Consider the following 22,669-nt stretch of genomic DNA (forward strand, 5'->3'; position numbering starts at 1 on the left):
TAAGTAAAGGGCCATGACCTGCCCTTTACTCAAACTAGTTGTATTTAAAAAAGTAAATGAGCAAGGAATTTCACGATTGGTCCAAGTACAAACATGTCATTATCAGCAGCCCACATTGCTGTATCCGGAATGGTAGATGAGATTAAGAAGTGAACCATGATATATTGACCCCAGGCAACAATTGTAGAAGTCACAAATCCACCAATTAATGCACCGCGTACACCACCTGTGGAGTTACCAAACACCCCTGCAGTTGCACCGTGGAAGAACAATACAATCATTGTTGGAACAAAAACATAAGATACAGTATTTCCGATAACTACTAACCAAATTAATGCACCGAAAAATGCACCTAGGAAACCAAGAATAACGGCATTTGGAGCGAATGTGAACACAACCGGGCAATCGAGTGCCGGTATAGCACCTGGTACTAATCTTGTAGCAATACCGTTGAATGCTGGAACAATTTCACCGATGAACATTTTTACGCCTAGTAATACGACTGCGATACCACCAGCAAATGTAAATGACTGGATAATAGAATACATAATGAAATTTTGTCCAGATGCTTGCTTAATTAAAGCATGAGATTCCGGTGTACCCTTTAGTGTGATAAAGATCGCACCTACAATGAATAATAACCCCATTGTTAAGGCAGTAATAACGTTGGAATCTCTTAAAAATTCAAGGCCTTTTGGTAGTTTAATTTTTTCAGAGTCATTTTCTTTGTTACCAAAAACTTTACCAAGTAACGCTGAAAGGATGGCAACACTTGCAGAAGTATGACCTAATGCGATAGCGTTTCCGCCAGTTACTTTTCTCATAAATGGCTGAACAAGTGCTGGTTGGAAAGTCCAATATAGTCCCATAAATATAGACAAGAAAGCAACCAATCCTACGAAGGAAACATTATCTTTCCCAACTGTATTTACAATAATTCCAGCAAAGATGGAAGTAGTCCAGAACATCATATGTCCTGTTAAATAAATATATTTAAACTTAGTAAAGCGGGCTAGCAATACGTTGATTAAGAATCCAAGAAACATAGCTAAAGTTACAGCAGAACCGAATTTTATGTTAAAGTCCGTTTGTCCTAAAAACTTACCTAAACTACCGGCCTTTAGTCCAAATACCTCTGCCCACATCGGTTGGAAAATATTTAATGCACCAACAATGATACCGGCACCAGCATTAATGATTAAGAATCCAATCATCGCTTTAAATGTGCCACTTACTGTTTGGCTGGTTGTCTTTTTCTGTAAAAGTAAACCTAGTAAAACGATTATTCCTATTAAAAACGCAGGAACTCCAAATATATTAGTCGCAAGCCACGTTAATACATTCATTTCTAACACCCCCGAAAAGTTAATTTTCTTTAGCTAAATTGGCTTTCTAATGCTTGTCTAATTTCATTTAAATCAAAGTAGTTATTTACAATGACTATTTTTGAAGAATGGCCAGATAAAGATTCTGATAATTCATTGCTTGTAATAATTAAATCAGGTCTTTCACTGGAAGCACTTGATACATCTGTGTTATCCACATCTGCTTGAATCCCCATTTGACGTAAAACAGTGTCCACATTCATTCGTAAAATTAAGCTAGTTCCTTGACCTAATCCACATACACATAAAATTTTCATGATTAATTCCCCCCTAATAGTTGTTTCATTTCTGAATAAGATGTAATTTCCATTAACTTCTTAACATTTTCTTGACTACTTAAAAGTGTCATTAATTTTTGCAAAATTTCTAGGTGCTCATTGCTTGAAGAGGCACCCAGGGCAAATACTAAACTTACAGGATCATTGGCAACGTTTCCAAAAATAACTGGTCTAGTCAACCTTACAAAGGAAACAGATGCTTCCTTTACTCCATCCTCTGGTCGTGCATGTGGAAGTGCAATTTGTGGAGCAAGGACAAAATAAGGCCCATTCGCACGGTAAGATTGAACCATTGCCTCTACATACCTTTCCTCAACCACGCCTCCTTCGACAAGTAGTTCACCTGCTGCTCGGATAGCTTCATCTGGTGAGGATGCTTCGACGTCAAATTCCACAAGATTCTCTTCTAAAAACTTCATTCTGAATTCCCCCAGTTGCAACAAATTCTTCCTACATTGAGTAGGCATTGACTAGTTCAAAAATTCCTTCAGGAGAGTTAGCCAATAATATTTGATTTGTACCTTTTTGATCTGAAAGCATTTTAGACAATTGTGAAAGTGCCTTTAAATGGGTTTCTCCGTCAACTGCTGCTAACACAATCACAATTTGAATGGCATGCTTGCTTTTTTCTGAAAATGGAACAGTTTTTGAAAGTTTTAATAGGCTCATGCTCAGCTTGTTGACCCCATCCTCTGGACGTGCATGCGGTATCGCCACTTTCGGTGCAATAACAATATAAGGACCCATATTATTGACATTACTAATCATCACTTCAACGTACTTGTCTGTAATAAGCCCTTCCTGAAGGAGAGGCTCTGATGCAACTTGAATGGCTTCCTTCCAATCTGATACCTCATTTTTCAATTGAATACGCCTCAATTGAAGAAGATCTCTTAGAGAAGGCTTCCCAATTTCTTTTACAACCTTTTCAGGCTTATAAAGATACTGCTTAAGGTCCTGCTGAAGTCCTTCTTTATCCACTACATCTGTATGTCTTTGAATAATTTCCATCAATGCCTCAATGGATGAGTTTTGTTTCGTCCCTTGATCAAAGTGAACATTCACTTTCTTCAATAGACTTTCTTTTTCCGCCTCTGTCAAAATCGGATTAACAACAAAGACAGGTCTATTCTTTTCTTCAAGTGGAATGGTGGAAATAACAAAATCAACATCATATTGTTTTTTTTCATATTCCCTTAAAGAACTGCTTCCAATTAAATCGATTGTAGAGAATAGTCCTTCTAACTGATGCAAAAGTAATCTAGAAGTTCCAACACCGTTTGTGCAAACAAGAAGGGCTTTCTTGCGAACAGCTGGCTTGGCTCCCACCTTCCTCATCCAACCTCCAAAATGCATGGTAATGAGGGCGATTTCGTTTTCGTTCACTTTTTTTCCAACAACTGTTTCTAAATGCGAAATGACCTTCTTGGTTATTTGAAAAATGTCATGATATTGTTCCTTAATGGACTCGGTCATATCACTTTCAAATTCAAGGCCGTAGCGAATCCGGTAATAAGCTGGTTTGACATGGAGAAGAAGGCTTTTCTCAATTTCCTGCCGCTCTTTAAAAAAGACACAAGCATATTTTTGAAAGTCTGTAACCATTTTGGTGACAACTTTGGCTAGAATTTCTGTATCATTTCCCTTACTATTTGGTTGTAAATCCTCTGAAAATTGAACTCTCGAACTTAATAAATGTTTTGTAATATAAAGAATTTCATCTTCGGGAAAGTCAATTTCAAAGAGCGCAGAAAGTCTTTCGCCAATCTTTTTTGCCGCTTTGTACTGTTTTGTTTCCCGTAGAACATCCTTCTCGATTGGGTCGATTGAAATCTTCTTTCCTTGGGAAACCCGTCTGCAAAATAAGAGAAGGCGGACCGAAAGGCTGTAAACAAACTCATCGGTAAACTCTATATTTAATTCCTGTTCGCTGTCTCCAACAATCTGTTGAATCGCTTTCAATTTTTCAAAAGCAAACGCATTTGAGTCTGTATTTAAGATCATTGGAATCTTTGATAAAAACGATTGCCAGTTTTCGTTAGGCAGAACATGCTGAAGATAATACACAATGGCTTTTCGTTTATCATTTTCATCCCCAAGGATCACGTAGCCTGATTTCCTTTCAAATTCCAATGTTAAATTAAATTTTTCCAATTCAACTTTTAATCCTTTTAAATCTTCAATGGTTGTATTTCGGCTAACCCGAATTTTCTCCATTAAATTTTCTAGGTACAATGGAATTTCCCGTGCCATTAAATAAATGGCAAGCCAAGCTTTACGCTCCTTAGCGGAATACTCATAATGCCATGTTCTTAATGTACCTAGCTTATTAGGAACTTGAGCAGCCGATTCTTCTTCAAGAAGGAAACCTGCTGAGCGAACATGTTTTACCGGCGGCAAATCATTTTCTTCTAACCAATCATTGATTTTGCCAATATCGTAATAGGTGGTCCTCCTGGAAATATGAAATTTCTCACTCAATTCCTGAACCGTCACATATGTTTTTGCTTTAAGTAAATATGAAAGTAATGCGGTACTTCGTTTATCTAATGACATTAGATTAATACCTCCCCTGCACATTTAGTTTGTGCAAAAAAGTATTTTCAATCAATTGGCAATTGCATATTCATACTATAAACCCATATTTTAAAAATGTGGAGACCAAAAGACGCCCCACTTTTTGTGCAAACACAGGACTAAATCTTGTTTATTTATTTGTGCAAAATTGGACTTAAAAAAACTATAACACCAGTACACATAATCTGGGGCTCTTGGAGTGAGGAGAGGGAAGCAGCTCAATATTTAATAAATGTAATTTTAGGAGAAGGAACAAAGATGTGGATGTCTTCAGATAAAACTTAAGAGATTAGTTGCAAATAATACTCTTTCTAAAAACAAAAGGAGAAGTACTTTTTATTAACTTCTCCTTTTTCATTTTTTTGGTAACAACCTCACATACTTATGGTACGGTCCACGGTAACTTATCAAAATGAGGTTTTTAGTTCTGAACCAAGTCTTTAACTGTTACCTTTCTCACCCTATCAATTGGACCTACGTCTTTTATGAGGATGGTCTTTCAGTCAACGTCTTGTATACGGTTGATGGTCCTAAGCCGAAGCGGGCCGTTGGTTTTAAGCTTTCTGAAGGGATGGAAGTACCAAAGGAGTTAGAAGCGAAGTTTAAGTTTGCTAGGCAGAAGTCTAAACTAGCTGGAACCATTCGGGGATCGTTTTTTGTCATTAAAAGAGAATATTAATGTAAGCCATCAAATAACAAAACAGCACCTCCATCAAATTTGGGGGTGCTGTTTTGTTTCGCAAATAAAAAAGCTTTAATACTATCAATAACCAAACTTCATGTTTTTCTAGAAAAAAGGCATTCTAAAGAAGAATGCGATTCATCCAGATACCATGTTGTTTTGAAATTTACTCCACCTATGGATTGAAGGGAGATTTAGTCGTGAAACTGTATCAAGTAAGAAAAGGGCAATTTGTTTACTATAACAATGAGTTACACAAGGTATATGGAGTAAAACCAATGTATAAACTATCCGTTCATCTTATGAAGCTGAGGGATTTAACACAGCATATAACCAATGCAGCAAGTGTGGAAAAATACATTCCAAGGGAAAATGACAGCTTTATTTATAATCATAAGGTATATACACTTAGGAATAATCAAAAGCCTGTAGCGGAAGATTTGATTTTAATTAACAATCCGGCCCCCGATACCCTGGATCACTATTCCTTAAATGAAATTGAAGTGGTTGAAACGGTTGATAACAAAGGGGTCATTACAAGCGATTTGGATGGGATCAAGCATACCGAATATTTATTAATGGTACCTGGCCGTGCTCCTGACAGTCATCCTATCGATTATAAAGATATGGTAAATATTGAAGAAAACTTCGATGACGCTGGCCCACAAATCACTCATCCATACGGCGATCTATCCACACAGTTGGGAGACATATATAAAAAGAAGGATAGTGATTTGTTAATCGAAGCCATGGTGGTTGCGATTAAAGGGCAAACGATTTATCTTGGAGGCGGTTTAGAGGTGTCCCATGAAGAGTTGATGGATACGGATAAGTGGGAATTTCAATACAATCCCTTTAATAACTGACAGTAATAAAACGTAATTTTTAGTATTCTTTAAGTGCCAGGAGGTTTCTATGGATAAGTTTAAAGAAAATAGTGTTTTTATTATCTCTTTATTGTTGACCCTCATTTTTATACTCTGGGGAGTTTTTTTTACAGATAATCTTACCAAGGTCACCAACGCCGTTTATAATGGATCGATTGATTACCTTGGTTGGGTTTATCTCGGTACTACTCTATTCTTCGTTATTTTTTCTATCTACTTGTTATTCTCAAAGTACGGAAATATCCGACTCGGCAGGCGAAATGATAAGCCGGATTTCTCTACCGCTTCCTGGCTGGCGATGTTGTTCGGCGCTGGTATGGGTGTTGGGATTGTCTACTGGAGCGTCGCCGAACCTGTAACCCATTATACCGCCCCTCCTTACGGGAAAGGTTATACGGTTGACGCAGCCAACACCGCAATGAAATTCACATTTTTCCATTGGGGCCTGCATCCATGGGCAATCTACACGGTTATTGGGTTAGCCCTTGCCTTTTTTCAATATAATAAAAGGCTTCCTGCAGCTATCAGTTCAGCGTTCCATCCCATTTTAGGCGACAGGATTTACGGGCCGATTGGCAAAACGATTGATATCTTGTCCATCTTTGCAACAGTTTTCGGTATTGCCACCTCTTTGGGGCTAGGTGCCATGCAGGTCACTGCAGGTATGCATGACATATTCGGCATTCCTAATACGTTATTTATCCAACTTATTGTCATTGTGGTCGCAACAGTTCTTTTTATTATTTCCATTAATACAGGCTTGGAAAGAGGAATAAAGTACTTATCCAACGCAGCTATCATCTTTTCAGTGGCAATCCTTGTACTGATTATGATTGTCGGTCCAGCGTTAACCGTTATTAAAGTGTTTTTCAATACAACAGGACTGTATCTAAGTGACTTTTTACAAATGAGTTTACGGTTAAGCCCTTTTGGAAAGGGTGAGAAATGGATTGCTTCCTGGACCTTGTTTTACTGGGCTTGGTGGATTGCCTGGGCGCCATTCGTCGGCATGTTCATTGCCCGGGTTTCAAGAGGGAGGACAATTAAGGAGTTTGTGATTGGTGTATTGATTGTTCCCACACTTGGAACCTGTCTTTGGATGTCCGTGTTTGGAGGTTCAGCACTTGAACTTGTTCAAGATCCCGGAAACCGCGATTTGGCAAAACATATCGCCGAAAATATAAACTTGTCTATATTTATTTTCTTTGACCACCTTCCATTAAGCACCCTATTAAGCATTTTAGGTTTTGCTGTGGTCGCTATTTATTATATAACTGTTGCTGATACCGCAACCTTTGTATTGGGGATGCTAAGTGAAGGTGGAACGCTTAATCCTTCTAACAAAATAAAAATGACATGGGGTGTCATCCAATCTGCTTTATCGGCTGTTCTGCTGATCGCCGGTGGTTTGGAGGTATTGCAGACCGCTTCCATTGCCGCCGCACTCCCATTTGCCATTATCATGCTCGCCATGTGCTACTCATTGCTAACAGGCTTAAGAAATGAAGTTAACATACAAAGAGGCAATAAAAGAAGCACACAACATTAATAGTGTTTATTAAAAAACCTTCCTGATTGTGTCATTGACCTGGAAGGTTTTTGTGTTAAAAATGAGCTTTTTAATTGTCAGATTTCGTAATATCGGCCTCAATCCTGCTCATAAATTCTTCTGCGGCGCTATATCCTAGCTGTTTTAAATACCAGTTATTTGCTGCTGCCTCAATTAATCCTGACACATCACGTCCAGGCTGTAATTGGATTTCAATAGAAGGAATTTTAACACCCATATTCGGTATATTGATATTCCTGTTCCAATTCATTATACAAGGCATCCTTTCCCCACTTTGTTAAATTAATATCAAGAGCAATTCGGGTTTCATCTTGAAATGCCTTACGACCATATATACGAACCACGTTCAACAATCCAATACTGCGGAGAGCCAAGAATTCCTTGGATTTCCCATCATGCGTACCCAGAATCGTTTGGGAACTTAGTTTCTTTAGGACAACAATGTCATCCGATACTAGCCGATGTCCACGACGAATTAAGGTATGAGCCGTCTCGCTTTTTCCTACCCCTGAACTTCCGCGTAGTAAGATCCCAATACCAGACACATTCATACAAACTCCATGTACCGTCATTTCTGGTGCTAATTCCTTTATCAAATACGCATCCAATTGGGGAATAAACTCTGAAGTTGTCTCCGGCTGTTTGGTTACCAACAAGGGGATCCCCTGCTCTGTACAATGATGCATCAAATAGGTAAGTCCTTCTTCCCCCGCCGTTACGATAAAACACGGCGGATGTATGTACAATCGATTTATTGATTTAGTCCTTCGTCAGTTGTGATTGGATTAATCTCATTCGTACTACCATTTTTATTTTTCTCATTTGTAGCATTTTGTGACTCAAGTTGATTAAGCTGGTTTTTCACTGATTGTGAGTTGTTTGTAAAATTATTTTGAACGTCTTTTTTCATTTCTCCATTACCTCCTTTCTTAATTAGGTTTAGGAGCCTAATCTAATTTTATTCAGGTTATTATTGTGATAGTAGTTAGTACCTTTAGGCAAAAACAATTTCACTTGAATTAGTTGGGGTTTAATTTACAATTTTTTAGATGGAAAACCAAATTAAGAACCAGGCACTAGAAAAAATTGTAATCATATATTGGTGATATCCCGTGCGGAATTTTTGAGGAGGATATCATGAAACCTATGTTACCTATGGAAAAGTATTTCGGTAAGTTAGAACTAGTTTATGTATTTTATGGGGCTATGCCGACAGGTGTTAGTGTATCAGAAACCGGTCGTATTTTCATTTGCTTTCCGAAATGGGGAGACGACGTTAAATTCACAGTAGCGGAAATTGTTGGGGATACTTTGCAGCCTTATCCTAGTTTTGAAACCAATTTGGGTAATCAAGGTAATATCACAATGTCTTTCATCAGTGTCCAAAGTGTAGTTGCGGATGGCAGGGGAACACTTTGGGTATTAGATACAGCGGCACCGAATTTTTCTGTACCAATTAAAGGAGGGGCAAAATTAGTCGCTGTTGATTTAAAAACCAATACAATAAGAAAAGTATATACCTTTACAGAAGATGTTGTCCTGCCAACAACTTATCTGAATGATGTCCGATTTGATTTTCGTGTTGGAAAAGCGGGTTATGCATATATAACGGATTCATCTTCCAAAGGACCAGGAGCTATTATCGTTGTAGATTTAGAAAATGGAAACGCGTTTAGACGGTTAAATGGAGCAAATTCAACTTCACCCGATCCTTATTTTTTACCGAAAGTAGAAGGTGAAATTTTGATGAACCGAAACAAAGATGGTTCAACATCTCCATTTAGATTGGCGTCTGATGGTATAGCGATTTCTCCCGATGGAAAGATTTTATTTTTTTGTCCACTTACCAGTCGTCATTTGTTTTCCATCTCAACAGAAGCTCTAAGAGACAGAACGATACCGGACATGGATTTACTTTATCAGGTGAAGTACTGGGGAGAAAAAGGTGCGTCTGATGGAATGATCACTGGTTCAAAAGGAACCATTTATGCCGGAGACTATGAAAACAACAGTATTCGAAAGATATTGCCGAATGGCACAATGAAAACAATCGCTCATGATCCGAGAATTTTATGGCCAGATACTTTTTCAATTGGGCCGGATCAATACTTATATGTCATTGTGAACCAATTACATCGGCAGGCAAGGTTTCATTATGGAAAAGACCTGCGACAGAAACCTTATAGTTTACTTCGTATGAAAATTGACGAATTCCCTGCTCCTACCTTTTCGTAATAAAGAAATAGTTGAATAATTTTTACATTACGTCAGGAGAGGTTTAATCGGTTATTAGTTTTTATCCGGGAATTAGATGACGATTCTACCTTCAATATTAAAACTGATATATTACCGACCATTTCACAAAAAAATGGTTTTTAGGAACAGTTTTATTGGTCAATGTTAAACTGTTCCTAAAAATTTTCTATAGATTAGAGAAGTTTAATGCTGTATTAATATAATTGAGATCCAAATTGATTTGCTCGTTCATATCCCAAGCGTGGTACCATCCCTTTTCTACCATCAAATTTGGGGGTGCTGTTTTTTTGCAAGGATATCCTTTATGATACGGTTCACTGTGACGTATCTAAACTAAATGAGGTTCTCTTGGATCAAAAAAATGCTTAATCAAAGCACCCCTACCCCTCTTACTTACTTTAAATATGAAGTCTTGTCCATAATTAAGTAACCAGCGATAGTAAAATAAGCGGAGTTTTTTCGGTTAAATGCAAAATAGAGCTCTTTCCGGGGTATTTAAGGGGAGTTTTTCCGACTATGCAAAGCAAAATTGCCCATTTTCATATTTTTCGAGTCAATAGGCGGAATCCTTCCGTCTATTTAAGCTATTATTAATCCTATTTACTAATTAAGAGAAATTACTCCGTTTATTATCAGATCGGGTGCTTAAAGCATATCCTTATTGGTCGGCTTAATCTCCATAAAAAATCCCTCCAATAAGTTTCTTAATGGAGGGATACGACTAAGTTACTTAATTGCAAGGTGGTAAGCTTAACTTAATGGCTATGGGGTCTAGCCCCCACTTAGTGATGAAACCCATTATCACATTTCGTATCATGTGGCATAGGCCCGTCCAGGGAATCCAGAAAGGAGACTGCCTGTTTGAGGTGCATCAAAAACATATGGGCGAGATCCATGGAAAAACCATTTCGAACCACCACGCGCATAATCGTCACCTCTTCCATATCTGGCGGCAATGGATAGGCGGGCACTTGCCAGCCGAACACACGCAATTGCCGAGACAAATCAAAAAGATTCCAGTTTACTGTGTAACCCTCTTTCAGGCGCCAAGCGAAAACCGGAATATCCGAACCATCGGACAAAAGTTCAAACGGTTCCATCTCCCGAATCGCCGTGCTAAGAAATTGAGCGACTTTCTGAGAAGCCCTTTGCACATCATGGTACCCACTTTTCCCCAAACGCAGGTAATTGTAATATTGCAGGAGCACTTGCGCACCAGGACGCGAGAAATTCAGGGCAAAAGTCGGCATGTTCCCACCCAAATAGGACACGCGGAAGATGAGATCCTCAGGAAGATCTTCCGCTTCCCGCCAAATAATCCAACCCAGCCCAGGATAGACTAGTCCATATTTATGTCCAGATACATTGATGGACTTCACCCTCGGTAATTGAAAATCCCAGACCAAGTCTGGTTGAAGAAACGGTGCAATAAATCCTCCCGAAGCTGCATCCACATGCATAGGAATGTCAAGGCCCGTCCTCTCTTGTAAATCGTCTAACGCTTTCGCAATTTCAGCAATCGGTTCGTAGAGCCCGGTATACGTCTCCCCGAGAATCGGGACTACACCTATCGTATTTTCATCCACAGCTGATAGGACCCCCTGGGGATCCAAATGAGGATGTTCTGGGCTAATCTTCACATAACGCGGTTCGACCTCCCAATAGTTTGCGAATTTTTCCCAAACAACCTGAACTGCGGAACTGAACACGATATTGGGCCGATCCGCCGGCTTCCCTTCTCTTTTCCGTGCATTTTGCCATCGTCTCTTTAACGCAAGCCCCCCGAGCATACATGCCTCTGAAGAACCAGTTGTTGAAACGCCCATCGTCGTAAGGGGGTTAGGCGAATGCCAGAGGTTGGCTAGAATTCGGACACAGCGCTCCTCAATTGCGGCTGTCTGCGGATATTCATCCTTGTCAATCATGTTCTTGTTGAATGATTTGGCATACAAGTCTTTTGCAGCAGGCTCCATCCATGTGCTAACGAATGTTGCAAGATTCAGGCGGGCATTGCCATCAAGAGCAATTTCATCGTGGACGATTTGATACGCTGTTTCGGGTAACATGCCTTCATCAGAAATGTGAAAGCGCGGAACGACTAATTCTCCTTCGCGGGCAAACAGAGGATTCACAGAAAATTCGTGAGGCAGCTCCCTTTGCACGTGACGCGGTAGACATTGTGGATTATCTGACATGCCTCCTTTTCCTTTGTATGCATCGTTTTGAACTTCTTCTTTTCGATCCTGTGGCATACAAGTCCTCCTTTATTTATTGTTTAACCATCCTATTATTTACAAAAAAGCATTTGGTAAACCATTACCTATATACGATACTGTTCACCCGGTGCCAGGCACTCTAATGATTCTTATTATTTAAAGCCGGATTAAAAATGATTGTCCATTGTGTGTCAAACTCCACATCTGATTTCCCAACTCTGTGGTATTCTAGTTATAGACTACTTTTGGAGGTTATGATATGCAACTTACATTGGAAAATCCGAAAAGCACCAAAAGTGAAAAACCATTTTCACGGACTAATCCATTTCGAGCAAAGGTTCTAAAAAATAGTAATTTAAATGGAACTGGCTCTAGCAAGGAAACTAGGCACATTGAGTTATCATTAAAAGATTCAGGTCTTTCTTACAACCCGGGTGATGCACTTGGCGTTGTGCCGGCAAATGATCCGGAACTTGTGGCTTCTCTTCTTGAGGTAATGGGCTGGGATGAAGAATCGGTTGTAATTGTTAGTAAGCTAGGTGAGACACTGCCGTTAAAGGAAGCGCTGACTTCTTACTTTGAAATTACACTACTGACTAAGAAGATCTTACAACAAGCAGCAGCATTTACAGAAAATGAAGTGCTTCAAAACCTCGTGTTAGTTGAGAATTCAACCCAACTAAAGGAATATTGCTATGGGCGTGATTTGCTTGATATGTTACGTGATTTTGGTCCATGGAAAGCTTCTGCCCAGGACATCGTTTCCTTATTAAGAAAAATGACGCCACGTCTCTATTCAATTGCAAGCAGCCTTACAGCAAATCCTGATGAAGTTCATCTAACGATAGGTGCTGTACGCTACACCGCGCATGGACGTGACCGAAAAGGCGTTTGTTCTGTTTTATGTGCTGAACGTCTTCAGGAAGGGGATACGCTTCCAGTCTTTGTTCAAGCTAATAAACACTTCCATTTGCCAGATTCCCAAGATACAGATATTATCATGGTTGGTCCTGGGACGGGCATTGCACCATTCCGTTCTTTTATCCAGGAACGTGCAGTTAATAAAGCAACCGGCCGGTCATGGCTGTTTTTTGGGGATCAGCATGCTGCTTCGGATTTTCTTTATCAAAACGAGCTGGAACAATACCAACAAGATGGGGTATTAACAAGACTTGATACGGCATTTTCCCGCGATGCGGTTCAAAAAGTTTATGTCCAACATAAACTGATCGAACATAGCAAAGAATTATTTGCATGGATTGAAAAAGGAGCTATATTCTACGTTTGTGGGGATAAGGAACATATGGCGAAAGACGTCAACGACACGCTTATTACCATTATTGAACAGGAAGGTACAATGGATCGTGAAGCAGCCGAAGCGTATCTTAAAGATATGCAGAAGCAAGGACGTTATCAACGTGATGTGTATTAACTATGAATGAAAGGGCATTGGCCATTTCACTCCCAAAAAACCTTTTTGATTAATGAAATTTTCCCATTCATTAAATGCCAACTTTAACAGTAACTCATTATTTTGATTAATTAAAAAGCAAAGAGACACTTCATTCTTTTTTTACGAAGTGTCTCTTTGCTTTTTATGCTTTTTCTATATGAATAAAAAGAAATATTTCATGCAATTGCAGAATTAGAATCTCACAATTATTACATAGTTTTATATTTACCATTAGAAATAGATTTAATTTGCTAAAAATTAAATCTATTTAGATACAATTTATGCTATTGTCAAATTAAGCAAGGTGAACACAATACATACCTGTGGCTCGTATCCAAACCATGTGGAGTGTGGTGTGAAAATAGGGAAAGGTAATAGCTGACTGAATGACTTTTGGATTCATTCGTATTGTCGAGAGGATGGTTTATGTTCTTTCAGCGAACGGATTCAAGTTTAAAAATAATTTTAGGAGGTGCTCAGAATTCTTGCAAGGCTTTTTACACTTAAGATAGACCTCTAACTGAAATCCTATGTGTAAATCCATTTTATTTTAAATGAATGTAATTATATTTTTTTTGCTCATATTCATAAAATGTACACTGGCTATTATCTTTTTACTCTTACCTTGTGCAATATACCTTTTCAGCAAGATTTCTCTTCTGAGAATCACGATTATTTTATTAATCTCGTCTTGACTTACAAATTTTTCTACCAATATGTTTCCTAAAATTCAGTAGGAGGTTATTGCTATATGTTTGAAAGTGAATCGGTACAAAAAGCCATTTTAACTAAAAGAGGAAAGAGAAAGTTAGCCTACCTTGTAAGTATATGCTTGGTGTTTGTAGCTGCTTTAGGGAATGTATTTATTCCACATTCACAAGCAGCTGTAGGAACAAATATTGTGATTAGTGAAATTTATGGTGGTGGCGGAAATAGTGGTGCTTCCTACAAAAATGATTATATTGAACTCTACAACCCTACTAATTCCAGTGTTACCTTAACCGGGTGGACGGTCCAATATGCCTCTGGAACGGGTACATTCAGTAGCATTACAAATTTAACAGGAAGCATTGGTGCACATCAATACTATTTAATTAAAGAAGCAAGCGGCGGTGGAGGAACGGTTGATTTACCGACTGCTGATGTAACAGGAACCATCAACTTAAGTGCAAGTAGTGGAAAAGTTGCTTTGGCCAAAGTCACTACCTCGGTTTCAGGTTCAACTGATTCAAATGTTGTGGATTTTGTAGGCGTTGGTTCTGCCAATGATTCAGAAACTACTCCAGTTGGGACTCTTTCCAATACGACAAGTGCAGAACGTAAAGACAATAACAGTGGCACAGTACAAGGTCAAGGGAATGGTTGGGACACAAACAATAATGCTAACGACTTGGTGATCACAAGCAGCTTGGACCCTCAAAATTCATCTTCTCCTGCTGAGCCAGCATTAGGCGTTGATAATGATAATATGGGATTAGGGAATCCAAGTGGTGCTACAGCTGATACCGCCAATTCCAATAATTATTTAATGACCAAGCTGCAATATACTCTTTCTTACAATAATAGCAAACACGAGCCTAACTGGGTAAGCTGGCATTTAGGTTCATCTGATCTTGGAAGCACACCGCGTCAAGATAATTTTCGTGCGGATACATTACTTCCGACAGGATGGTATCGGGTTACATCCACTGAATTTTCAGGCAGCGGATTCGACAGGGGACACATGTGTCCGTCAGAAGATCGAACAGCTTCTGTTGATGACAATTCCGCAACATTTCTGATGACCAATATGATTCCTCAAGCTCCAAAAAATAACGAGGTGACTTGGGCAAGTCTAGAATCCTATTCCCGTAAACTGGTTTCAGCCGGAAACGAACTATATACTATTTCCGGAGGTTACGGAAGTGGGGGTACCGGGGCAAATGGATATATGACGACTGTTGGGAATGGAGTTGTCGTGCCAGCTAAAACATGGAAGGTGATCGTCGTATTGCCTAATGGGAATAATGATGTTAGCCGTGTAACAACTTCTACTAGAGTAATAGCTGTGTTGTTGCCGAATGACCAAACAGTTTCCAGTCAACCTTGGGGCTACTACAGAGTAAGTGTAGATACGATTGAGTCTTTGACTGGTTATAACTTCCTTTCCTCGGTATCAACAAACATCCAAAGTACCATCGAAGCCAATGTTGACAATGGTCCTACGAATTAACCATAGGAAGCTACTGTAGGTTTATAGAGAGAAATAATGGAAGTAGATTTGTTTAAAAAGCTAGGTAGGTCTCAAGACTAACCTAGCTTTTTTGTTTGATTCCTTGGGTACATAAACGTACATCTATTTATTTCGTATTTATGCTGCTTTCTTAACAGTCGGTTCCTCATTAACCCTTAATTTTTCAAAAATGCTTCCTATTATTAAACCAAGTAAACCAGGAATCACCCAGCCGTAGCCCTCATTTTGCAAAGGAACATTTGATAATATATCTGAAAATGAACCATTTAAAAATGTGGAATTGATTATTTCAGTTAAGCTAAATAGACCGACAAGGCCGATTGTCATGAAATATACGGGGCGATTATTAAAAGGTAAGCTCTCATGTAATAGACCTAAAATGATTAATGTAATTGCCATTGGATACACTAAGCCGAGCACTGGGACTGATACTTTTAATATTTGAGAGAGACCAAGATTTGCTACAAAACCACTGATCACACATAAAAAGATTGCACATTTTATATAGGATAATTTCGGGAAAATATTCGAAAAATATTGAGCACATGATGTAATTAATCCTATACAAACACATAAACATGCAAGTGTAAAAATTAATCCTAAAACAATTGTTCCACTCTGTCCGAACAATTGCTGTAATACCGTACTTAAAACAATCGCTCCATTATCAACTTTTCCTGGTATTGAAGCGGAAGCTCCTAAGTATCCAATAATAAAATAACAAATAGATAAAAGCAGGCCGCAAATAAGTCCAAATATCGCTAAATATTTTACTTGTAATGATTGCTTAGTTATTTTTTTACTCTTAAAAATATTGGTAAATATAATTCCGTAAATTAACGCACCAATGGAATCCATGGTTTGATATCCATCTAAAAATCCTTGAGAGATAGGATTCTCTTTATAAGATAATGTAGCTTCGTTAAAGTTAGATAAATCAGTAAATACAGCCTTGATAAAAACGATCATGATTAAAACTAATAAAGAAGGTGTTAAAATCTTTCCAAATCTGTCTACTAATTTAGTTGGAGATTTTGCAAACCAAAAAACAATACTAAAAAATACAGTTGTATAAATCAAAAGTGCGATCGGTGAAGACTCGATTGCATTTGGTAAAAAGGGTTTCACTCCCATTTCATAAGCAAGACTGCCGGCACGTGGAATGGCAAGTCCAGGTCCTATTGACAAATAAATTGCCATGGGGAATAGTAAAGCAAAAATAGGATGAACTCTATTAGTTAATGCATCGAATGTTCCTGATTTTGCAATCGCTATAAAAGCTAATACTGTAAGACCCACATCAGAAATAATAAACCCAATAACTGCTTGCCATACATTTTCTCCAGCAGCCTGTCCCAAATAGGCTGGAAAAATTAAATTCCCTGCACCAAATAACATTGAAAATAACATGAAGCCAATAAACAGGATTTCTTTACTGGTTAATTTATTCAAGCAATTCACCTCAATTGAATATTTTTATATGAAAATACTTATTCTATCAAATATCCGCTATATTGAGTATTGAATATGAAAAAATACAATTATGTAACACGCGTCCATGTATCCAATACTCCGATTTATATTAATCTATCTAATCGATAATTAGAATTGCATTATGGATAAATTAACCATTATATTAGTGAATAAATACAGTCCATAGAATGCCCTGGGTCTCTCCGGGCATTTGTTAGTATTATTAATTCAGTGAGGTGGAGAAATTGAAAAACAAGGTAATTTTACTTGCTTCAGATCAGCTTGGAAAAGGAGAAACAGAACTTGGTGAAGGCATTTTGGAAACTTTTTTTACTATTCTTAAGCAAAAGGAAGAACTGCCTGCGGCTGTTTTTTGCCTGAACCGCGGTGTGTTCGCACTAACGGAAAGCTGGCTTGTTTCTCTCCAATTAAGGGAATTGGAAGAAAAGGGTGTTGACGTTCTTGCTTGTAAAACATGCGTAGACTTTTATGAGCTAAACGATAAGCTTGCAGCGGGAAAAATTAGCGGGATGGCCCGTTTTATTGAATTAGCTGCAAAATATGAAGTAATTACATTACCTTGATTGGGAACCATGGGGACGGTTGTAATGTTAGTTTAGACATTATTTATCTTTAAGGTCGGAGGAGAAAAAATGAAAACAGGCAAAACAATGATATTAACTTATTCTGCAATGGGGATTGCTCTAAATGTGGTTTTGGGTACTGTTGTATCGACAATGAAAATTCCCCTTTTGTTCCTTGATACGATTGGAACAGTATTAATTTCAGTATTGTTTGGCCCATGGTGGGGCGTTTTGACAGGAGGACTTACAAATGTTGTCCTCGGTGCGACGACGGGTGCTTCGGCCATATTCTTTGGACTTGTCAATATTGCCATTGCTTTGGTTGCAGGTTTCATCGCAAGGAAGTTCGATTTTACCAAATGGTATGTTGCCCTAATCACAGGACTCATTATTTCAATTGTTGCGCCGTTAATCGGTACTCCGATTGCCGTTGCCGTTTATGGTGGTTTAAACGGCAGCGGGATGGATTTAGTTGTTTTATGGTTAAGATCTTCAGGTGAAAGTGTATTTGCGTCGACATTCATATCACGCATAACAGGAAACTTGGTGGATAAAATTATTACCTGCTTCCTTGTCCTGTTTATGATTGGTCGTATGCCATTCTTATCAAGGATTATTAAGAGGGAAAAAAACCATGCAGCGTAGTAAAAAGATTTTACTAGTTTCCCATTGTATTTTAAATCAAAATACGGTTATAGATGATGAGGCAAGGGCAGCGGGTGCTGTCCTTTCCGCTGTGGATTGGGCCATGAGGGAAGGCTATGGTTTTTTACAATTGCCATGCCCAGAATTTACATTTCTTGGATTAAATCGTCCTTCGATGACCTATGAGGAATATAATACCCCTGAATATCGGAAACTTTGCCGGGTAATTTTACGGCCCGTTTTGCAGCAAGCAGAAGAATATCTCAAAAACGGCTATGAAATTGTTGGATTTCTTGGCATTCAAAGCAGCCCATCATGTGACCCGACACGCGGGATCTTTATTGAAGAACTGAAGGATATGTTTTTTGAAAAGGATATTGAATTGAAAACACTTTGGTTTCTACCAAATACAAGTGAACCGATATTTAAAGCAGGCTTACATCACTTATAATTTTTGTATAGTAAGAAGCTGTTTCTAAGGTTGATATTTGGTAATAGTTCTTGAAACCTTATAGTTTCTTATACAGCCCTTTCACCAATATGCAATTAACGGCTTGCTGGGCACGCAAAATAAAAAACAATGCCTGTTACCCCCAAATAATGTCGAAGTTATCGACAAAAAACTGGTGGTGGCAGGCACTAATTTCCAAAAACTACCTCTATTTATGATAAGGCTCTCCGTAACGAATCTAAATGAGGTTATAAAACCATGAATATATTTTATTTTCCATTTAAAGATCTACTTTAACACAGTCAAAACTAATACCTGTTTCATTTTATTTTCCATTTTTCAACGTTGAAGTTTTTTACTTTTGAGTAAATAATTTTTTGTGTCTAAAAAAGTTTTAAAAATTCTTTTGCTGCTTTTGATAAGTAACTATTCTTCCTCCAAATTACTTTGGGTTCAGATATTAAGGTCTGATCCTTTAGCTGAATGACTCTCAATCCTCCCAATGAATGGAGGGATAATAACGAGAGCGGTAAGATCGTTGCACCAAACCCCGATGAAACGAGACCAAGTAACATAATTAAATCCTGACATTCGCACAGTATATTTGGTTCTAAATCTAACCGTTGAAATTCATTGACAATTTGTCCATACGCACCTAAACCATAGTTTGGTCGCAGAAGAATCAATGGCAAATTGATGATTTCCTCTAACCTGCATTGTTCTGATCCACTCCACGTCCATTTTTCAGGCAAAACAAGCACATATGGGTCACTTTCCAATGTTATTTGTGAGATACTATTTTCTGTTATTGGACTATTTGTTATCGCAATCTCAATCTGACGTTTAGATAACATTTTTATGAGATGAATCGTTTCACCTTCCCATACTTTGAAAGTAAGACCAGGATTTTTCTCACGAATATCTACCACCTTAGAAAGAATTAAAGATGCACAATAAAGATTGGATCCAACAGATAAAATCCCACTGGCGTCTTTCCTCAATTCTTGAACTTCAACCATTGTTTCATCAAGTTTATTTAAAAGTTCTTTTGCTCGAAGAAGTAATCTTTCCCCCTCCAAGGTTAAATTAAGACTTTTGTTATCTCGATCAAATAAAGTGACGCCTAGCTCTTCTTCCATTTGTTTGAGTTGTCTGCTCAAAGGGGGTTGAGCAATATTTAATTTCTTTGCAGCGGTCGTGATCTTACCTTCTTCTGCTATAGTGACAAAGTATTTTAACTGTCGAATATCCAAGATGAAACCCCCATCATACCCAAAAGATATAGTAAAAAGATAAAACAGATATTTTAAGTATCGATAAATTAAGTATACACTAAGATGTAGTGTAATTCATAAGTTGAAGGAGAGTGACTTTGTTGTTCAAAAAAAATACCATACAATTTCCAAAGCTTTTATCGGTTGGGAATATATCGAATGGATTTGTGGCCTGGCTTTTTGGTTCAGCAGGACCATTATTAATTGTTTTACAAGCTGCTGCAAAAGGTCATTTGTCTGGTAGCATAACCAGCTCATGGATTTTCGCCATTTATGGAATGGGGGGACTCCTAACGCTCATCGTCTCCTTATATTATGGGCAACCCATAGGCTATGCCTTTTCAATACCTGGAGCCATTCTTGTCGGCTCAAGCTTAACCCATTATTCTTTCAACCAAGTGGTTGGTGCCTATATTATAACCGGGATCCTTATTTTTCTTTTAGGATTATCTGGCCTTGTTACAAAATTGATGAAGGTTTTGCCTATGCCAGTTATGATGGGGATGGTGTCAGGCGTCTTACTCCCTTTCGGAACTGAAATGATCGGCTCGGTTGTAAAAAACCCTTTACTCAACGGAATCCCGTTACTTGTCTTTCTTGCTCTTTCTTTTTTCTTACGATTTTCAAAAAAGTTTCCGCCTATATTAGGGGCGATCATTGCAGCAATTCTTTGTCTTAAATTTTTGCCGAACGTTTCTGTACAGCCTCTCCATATAACAATGGGCATTCCCCATTTTATCATCCCATCATTTAGTTTTTCCGTTGTAGGGGAACTTGTCATTCCATTAGTCTTAACGGTTATTGCCATTCAAAATGCCCAAGGGATTGCTATGTTAGAGACCCATGGCTATCGTCCACCGATCAATGCCATGACCAATTGGAGCGGAATCGGTACCATTATAAATGCTTTTTTTGGGGGCCACCCAGCCTGTATTGCAGGTCCCATGACCGGCTTACTTGTTAATAAAGAATCAGGCAAACATGAACATAGGTATGTCGCTGCTATTGTATTAGGAGTATTATCCTGTCTATTAGCTCTATTCTCTCCAATAGCTTCGCAAATTCCACATGTCATTCCTGCCTCATTAATTCAATTACTAGGTGGCGTCGCCATGATTAGTGTACTGGTTGACTCTTTGAAAATGAGTTTCTCTGGTCCATTCAAATCAGGCGCCCTCTTTTCATTTATAATCACAATCTCTGGGATCTCTATTCTCCATATCGGAGCTCCATTCTGGGGTCTAGTTGGGGGTACCTTGGCCACTGTATTCTTGGATAAACAAGATTTTTATAAATCCGAATCAAGTGACCAAAACAATGAAACTAACTTGAGTGAAGCTCTTTGCCAGGACAAAATTTCCTAACACCGTTTCTTTAGACCTCGGATACATCTCATGACAAAATAAATGACACCTAGACATAGTGCAGTCTAGGTGTCATTTATTTCTTTGTATAGAATAAAAACCTCATTTACTTATGATACGGTTCACTCCGATTGATCCGAAAAGTAATATTACTTATATACAAGTCTGTTCACCCGGTGCCAAGCCCCCTTCTGAATACTAAACATAGACTGATCACTGCCAAACCTCTTCATTGTTTTTTCAAATTTCATCCCCACTCTTTTTAACAACCTGCAGGCCCGTTCATTTAGAGTTGGGGTTTCAGCGATGATGGTTGTTAACTTTAGGGAATGAAAGCCATATTCAATTACCTTCTCGATGACTTCTTTCGCATACCCCTTTCCCCAGTAAGCAGGTAAAAACTGATAGCCAATCTCTGTGTTGATTCTGTCATAGCCTGTATCTAAACACACTAACCCAATAAATTCGTTCGTCTCTTTCAGTCTTACTGTCCAATAATGATTGGATTCCAACATCATTTGAAATCTTATACCAAACGATATCTCATCAACTGTTCCATCAAGATACTTGCGCACATCTTCGTCCACATACAACATCAATATCGATTCATAGTCCTTTTCAGAAACAGCCAGTAAAGCGCATCGTTCTGTCATTAACATTTTGGTCTCACCCATCCACCTATATTTATATACATCATAATTCTATGTAGTTATCAATATTATATACATAGTTTTTCTATGTATCAAGTGTAATTTTTTTTAAAGGTTGAGTACTGCAAAAAGGATTGTATATGGATGTGTTATAATGGAATTGTCTGAAAGATGTAAAAATATCCAAATCAAATTGTGCTAGTAGAAGCACGAACAATTTGAATTTTTGTGGGTGATAATATGAAAATTTCAATCGAAGAAGTAAATAAAGAACTTGCAGAAGAAATCCTCATTAGGTGTCATGAGGTAGATGACGAAGTCTATGAAATTGTAAACAAGCTAAAGACGGAAGACCTCATTTTACTCGGTTACCACAATGATAAAGTTCTCCGTATTAAGCTGAGTGAAATCTATTATTTCGAAGCCGTTGACGGAAAGGTTTTTAGCTACTGCAAAGACAACGTTTATGAGGTCAAACAAAAGCTGTATGAGTTAGAGGAATTATGTAACGGAAGGAACTGCTTTCGTGCATCCAAATCTACAATTTTGAACATAGCTAAAATCTCTTCTATCCATCCGTCCATAAGCGGCCGACTCGAAGCGGTGCTTGATAACGGGGAGCGCGCGGTTGTATCAAGACAATATGTGCCTGTCCTTAAAAAGATGCTTGGATTATAACGGAGGGATACAT

At 38.3% G+C, this 22,669-nt stretch carries 19 protein-coding genes and 2 pseudogenes; 11 read left to right on the forward strand and 10 right to left on the reverse strand.

The genetic code is table 11. From position 1 onward, the window contains the following. Nucleotides 1-44: 44 nt before the first annotated feature. Genes ulaA through AC3A54_RS20125 form a run of 4 tightly spaced genes read right to left on the reverse strand, consistent with a single transcriptional unit; the run spans nucleotide 45 to nucleotide 4,219 of the window. The gene (ulaA, locus tag AC3A54_RS20110) at nucleotides 45-1,346 is read right to left on the reverse strand and encodes a PTS ascorbate transporter subunit IIC (protein ID WP_487655921.1); all 1,302 of its coding nucleotides are present in this window, start codon (nucleotides 1,344-1,346) and stop codon (nucleotides 45-47) included. 29 nt (nucleotides 1,347-1,375) lie between these two features. Then, the gene (locus AC3A54_RS20115; protein ID WP_487655922.1) at nucleotides 1,376-1,642 is read right to left on the reverse strand and encodes a PTS sugar transporter subunit IIB; all 267 of its coding nucleotides are present in this window, start codon (nucleotides 1,640-1,642) and stop codon (nucleotides 1,376-1,378) included. A gap of 2 nt (nucleotides 1,643-1,644) precedes the next feature. Further along, the gene (locus AC3A54_RS20120; RefSeq protein ID WP_487655923.1) at nucleotides 1,645-2,082 is read right to left on the reverse strand and encodes a PTS sugar transporter subunit IIA; all 438 of its coding nucleotides are present in this window, start codon (nucleotides 2,080-2,082) and stop codon (nucleotides 1,645-1,647) included. A gap of 31 nt (nucleotides 2,083-2,113) precedes the next feature. Beyond that, on the reverse strand, nucleotides 2,114-4,219 hold the full coding sequence (locus AC3A54_RS20125; RefSeq protein WP_487655924.1) for a BglG family transcription antiterminator: 2,106 nt from the start codon (nucleotides 4,217-4,219) through the stop codon (nucleotides 2,114-2,116). 484 nt (nucleotides 4,220-4,703) lie between these two features. Between AC3A54_RS20125 and AC3A54_RS20130 the strand changes: the two are divergent. From AC3A54_RS20130 to AC3A54_RS20140, 3 genes and pseudogenes are all read left to right on the forward strand, one after another. Next, nucleotides 4,704-4,919, forward strand: a pseudogene (locus AC3A54_RS20130) (phage tail protein); the annotation flags it as partial. A gap of 203 nt (nucleotides 4,920-5,122) precedes the next feature. After that, nucleotides 5,123-5,788, forward strand: a complete 666-nt coding sequence (locus AC3A54_RS20135; RefSeq protein WP_487655925.1) for a hypothetical protein — start codon at nucleotides 5,123-5,125, stop codon at nucleotides 5,786-5,788. A 49-nt stretch (nucleotides 5,789-5,837) separates the two neighbouring features. Further along, nucleotides 5,838-7,358 (forward strand): glycine betaine uptake BCCT transporter, encoded by a 1,521-nt coding sequence (locus AC3A54_RS20140; protein ID WP_487655926.1) that lies wholly within the window; start codon nucleotides 5,838-5,840, stop codon nucleotides 7,356-7,358. Nucleotides 7,359-7,428: 70 nt separating this feature from the next. On the opposite strand, the pseudogene hprK reads toward AC3A54_RS20140, so the two are convergent. Beyond that, a pseudogene (gene hprK / locus AC3A54_RS20145) lies at nucleotides 7,429-8,131 on the reverse strand (HPr(Ser) kinase/phosphatase); the annotation flags it as partial. Next, the gene (locus AC3A54_RS20150; RefSeq protein ID WP_487655927.1) at nucleotides 8,131-8,289 is read right to left on the reverse strand and encodes a hypothetical protein; all 159 of its coding nucleotides are present in this window, start codon (nucleotides 8,287-8,289) and stop codon (nucleotides 8,131-8,133) included. The pseudogene hprK and the gene AC3A54_RS20150, both read right to left, overlap by 1 nt. Nucleotides 8,290-8,516: 227 nt before the next feature. Between AC3A54_RS20150 and AC3A54_RS20155 the strand changes: the two genes are divergently transcribed. Next, on the forward strand, nucleotides 8,517-9,614 hold the full coding sequence (locus AC3A54_RS20155) for an L-dopachrome tautomerase-related protein (protein WP_487655928.1): 1,098 nt from the start codon (nucleotides 8,517-8,519) through the stop codon (nucleotides 9,612-9,614). An 803-nt stretch (nucleotides 9,615-10,417) separates the two neighbouring features. Here the strand turns inward: AC3A54_RS20155 and gad are convergent. Continuing rightward, nucleotides 10,418-11,887 carry a glutamate decarboxylase gene (gad, locus tag AC3A54_RS20160; protein ID WP_487655929.1) on the reverse strand — a complete coding sequence of 490 codons (1,470 nt, stop codon included), beginning with the start codon at nucleotides 11,885-11,887 and terminating at the stop codon, nucleotides 10,418-10,420. 223 nt (nucleotides 11,888-12,110) lie between these two features. On the opposite strand from gad, the gene AC3A54_RS20165 reads away from it, so the two are divergent. Beyond that, complete coding sequence (locus AC3A54_RS20165) at nucleotides 12,111-13,283, forward strand: sulfite reductase subunit alpha (RefSeq protein WP_487655930.1); 1,173 nt, start codon at nucleotides 12,111-12,113, stop codon at nucleotides 13,281-13,283. A gap of 772 nt (nucleotides 13,284-14,055) precedes the next feature. Then, on the forward strand, nucleotides 14,056-15,516 hold the full coding sequence (locus tag AC3A54_RS20170) for a DNA/RNA non-specific endonuclease (RefSeq protein ID WP_487655931.1): 1,461 nt from the start codon (nucleotides 14,056-14,058) through the stop codon (nucleotides 15,514-15,516). Nucleotides 15,517-15,654: 138 nt separating this feature from the next. On the opposite strand, the gene brnQ is transcribed toward AC3A54_RS20170, so the two are convergent. Then, a complete protein-coding gene (gene brnQ / locus AC3A54_RS20175) occupies nucleotides 15,655-16,989 on the reverse strand; it encodes a branched-chain amino acid transport system II carrier protein (protein WP_487655932.1) in 1,335 nt (444 codons plus the stop codon). Nucleotides 16,990-17,255: 266 nt separating this feature from the next. Here brnQ and AC3A54_RS20180 point away from each other — a divergent pair, with 266 nt between their 5' ends. The 3 genes from AC3A54_RS20180 (at nucleotide 17,256) to AC3A54_RS20190 (ending at nucleotide 18,690) form a co-directional block, all read left to right on the forward strand. Further along, the gene (locus tag AC3A54_RS20180) at nucleotides 17,256-17,594 is read left to right on the forward strand and encodes a DsrE family protein (RefSeq protein WP_487655933.1); all 339 of its coding nucleotides are present in this window, start codon (nucleotides 17,256-17,258) and stop codon (nucleotides 17,592-17,594) included. Between the two features lie 69 nt (nucleotides 17,595-17,663). After that, complete coding sequence (locus AC3A54_RS20185) at nucleotides 17,664-18,239, forward strand: CD3073 family putative ECF transporter S component (protein ID WP_308081185.1); 576 nt, start codon at nucleotides 17,664-17,666, stop codon at nucleotides 18,237-18,239. Further along, on the forward strand, nucleotides 18,229-18,690 hold the full coding sequence (locus AC3A54_RS20190) for a CD3072 family TudS-related putative desulfidase (RefSeq protein ID WP_487655934.1): 462 nt from the start codon (nucleotides 18,229-18,231) through the stop codon (nucleotides 18,688-18,690). Before AC3A54_RS20185 ends, AC3A54_RS20190 begins: the two co-directional genes overlap by 11 nt. A gap of 383 nt (nucleotides 18,691-19,073) precedes the next feature. On the opposite strand, the gene AC3A54_RS20195 is transcribed toward AC3A54_RS20190, so the two are convergent. Then, nucleotides 19,074-19,943 (reverse strand): LysR family transcriptional regulator, encoded by an 870-nt coding sequence (locus AC3A54_RS20195; protein WP_308081187.1) that lies wholly within the window; start codon nucleotides 19,941-19,943, stop codon nucleotides 19,074-19,076. Nucleotides 19,944-20,065: 122 nt separating this feature from the next. Here AC3A54_RS20195 and AC3A54_RS20200 point away from each other — a divergent pair, with 122 nt between their 5' ends. Further along, nucleotides 20,066-21,328 (forward strand): benzoate/H(+) symporter BenE family transporter, encoded by a 1,263-nt coding sequence (locus AC3A54_RS20200; RefSeq protein WP_308081188.1) that lies wholly within the window; start codon nucleotides 20,066-20,068, stop codon nucleotides 21,326-21,328. A 149-nt stretch (nucleotides 21,329-21,477) separates the two neighbouring features. Here AC3A54_RS20200 and AC3A54_RS20205 read toward each other — a convergent pair whose 3' ends face one another. After that, nucleotides 21,478-21,987: a GNAT family N-acetyltransferase gene (locus tag AC3A54_RS20205; RefSeq protein WP_487655935.1), complete on the reverse strand. Its 510-nt coding sequence runs from the start codon at nucleotides 21,985-21,987 to the stop codon at nucleotides 21,478-21,480. A 231-nt stretch (nucleotides 21,988-22,218) separates the two neighbouring features. On the opposite strand from AC3A54_RS20205, the gene AC3A54_RS20210 reads away from it, so the two are divergent. Next, nucleotides 22,219-22,656 carry a LytTR family DNA-binding domain-containing protein gene (locus tag AC3A54_RS20210; RefSeq protein ID WP_487655936.1) on the forward strand — a complete coding sequence of 146 codons (438 nt, stop codon included), beginning with the start codon at nucleotides 22,219-22,221 and terminating at the stop codon, nucleotides 22,654-22,656. Nucleotides 22,657-22,669: the final 13 nt, after the last annotated feature.

Source organism: Neobacillus sp. Soil_C_43, assembly GCF_057656715.1.

What these genes read in the sequence shown, in the direction of transcription:
- ulaA (WP_487655921.1), bottom strand. Translation starts at nt 1,346, where the DNA reads ATGAATGTATTAACGTGGCTTGCGACTAATATATTTGGAGTTCCTGCG.
- AC3A54_RS20115 (WP_487655922.1), bottom strand. Translation starts at nt 1,642, where the DNA reads ATGAAAATTTTATGTGTATGTGGATTAGGTCAAGGAACTAGCTTAATT.
- AC3A54_RS20120 (WP_487655923.1), bottom strand. Translation starts at nt 2,082, where the DNA reads ATGAAGTTTTTAGAAGAGAATCTTGTGGAATTTGACGTCGAAGCATCC.
- AC3A54_RS20125 (WP_487655924.1), bottom strand. Translation starts at nt 4,219, where the DNA reads ATGTCATTAGATAAACGAAGTACCGCATTACTTTCATATTTACTTAAA.
- AC3A54_RS20140 (WP_487655926.1), top strand. Translation starts at nt 5,838, where the DNA reads ATGGATAAGTTTAAAGAAAATAGTGTTTTTATTATCTCTTTATTGTTG.
- AC3A54_RS20150 (WP_487655927.1), bottom strand. Translation starts at nt 8,289, where the DNA reads ATGAAAAAAGACGTTCAAAATAATTTTACAAACAACTCACAATCAGTG.
- AC3A54_RS20155 (WP_487655928.1), top strand. Translation starts at nt 8,517, where the DNA reads ATGAAACCTATGTTACCTATGGAAAAGTATTTCGGTAAGTTAGAACTA.
- gad (WP_487655929.1), bottom strand. Translation starts at nt 11,887, where the DNA reads ATGCCACAGGATCGAAAAGAAGAAGTTCAAAACGATGCATACAAAGGA.
- AC3A54_RS20165 (WP_487655930.1), top strand. Translation starts at nt 12,111, where the DNA reads ATGCAACTTACATTGGAAAATCCGAAAAGCACCAAAAGTGAAAAACCA.
- AC3A54_RS20170 (WP_487655931.1), top strand. Translation starts at nt 14,056, where the DNA reads ATGTTTGAAAGTGAATCGGTACAAAAAGCCATTTTAACTAAAAGAGGA.
- AC3A54_RS20185 (WP_308081185.1), top strand. Translation starts at nt 17,664, where the DNA reads ATGAAAACAGGCAAAACAATGATATTAACTTATTCTGCAATGGGGATT.
- AC3A54_RS20190 (WP_487655934.1), top strand. Translation starts at nt 18,229, where the DNA reads ATGCAGCGTAGTAAAAAGATTTTACTAGTTTCCCATTGTATTTTAAAT.
- AC3A54_RS20205 (WP_487655935.1), bottom strand. Translation starts at nt 21,987, where the DNA reads ATGTTAATGACAGAACGATGCGCTTTACTGGCTGTTTCTGAAAAGGAC.
- AC3A54_RS20210 (WP_487655936.1), top strand. Translation starts at nt 22,219, where the DNA reads ATGAAAATTTCAATCGAAGAAGTAAATAAAGAACTTGCAGAAGAAATC.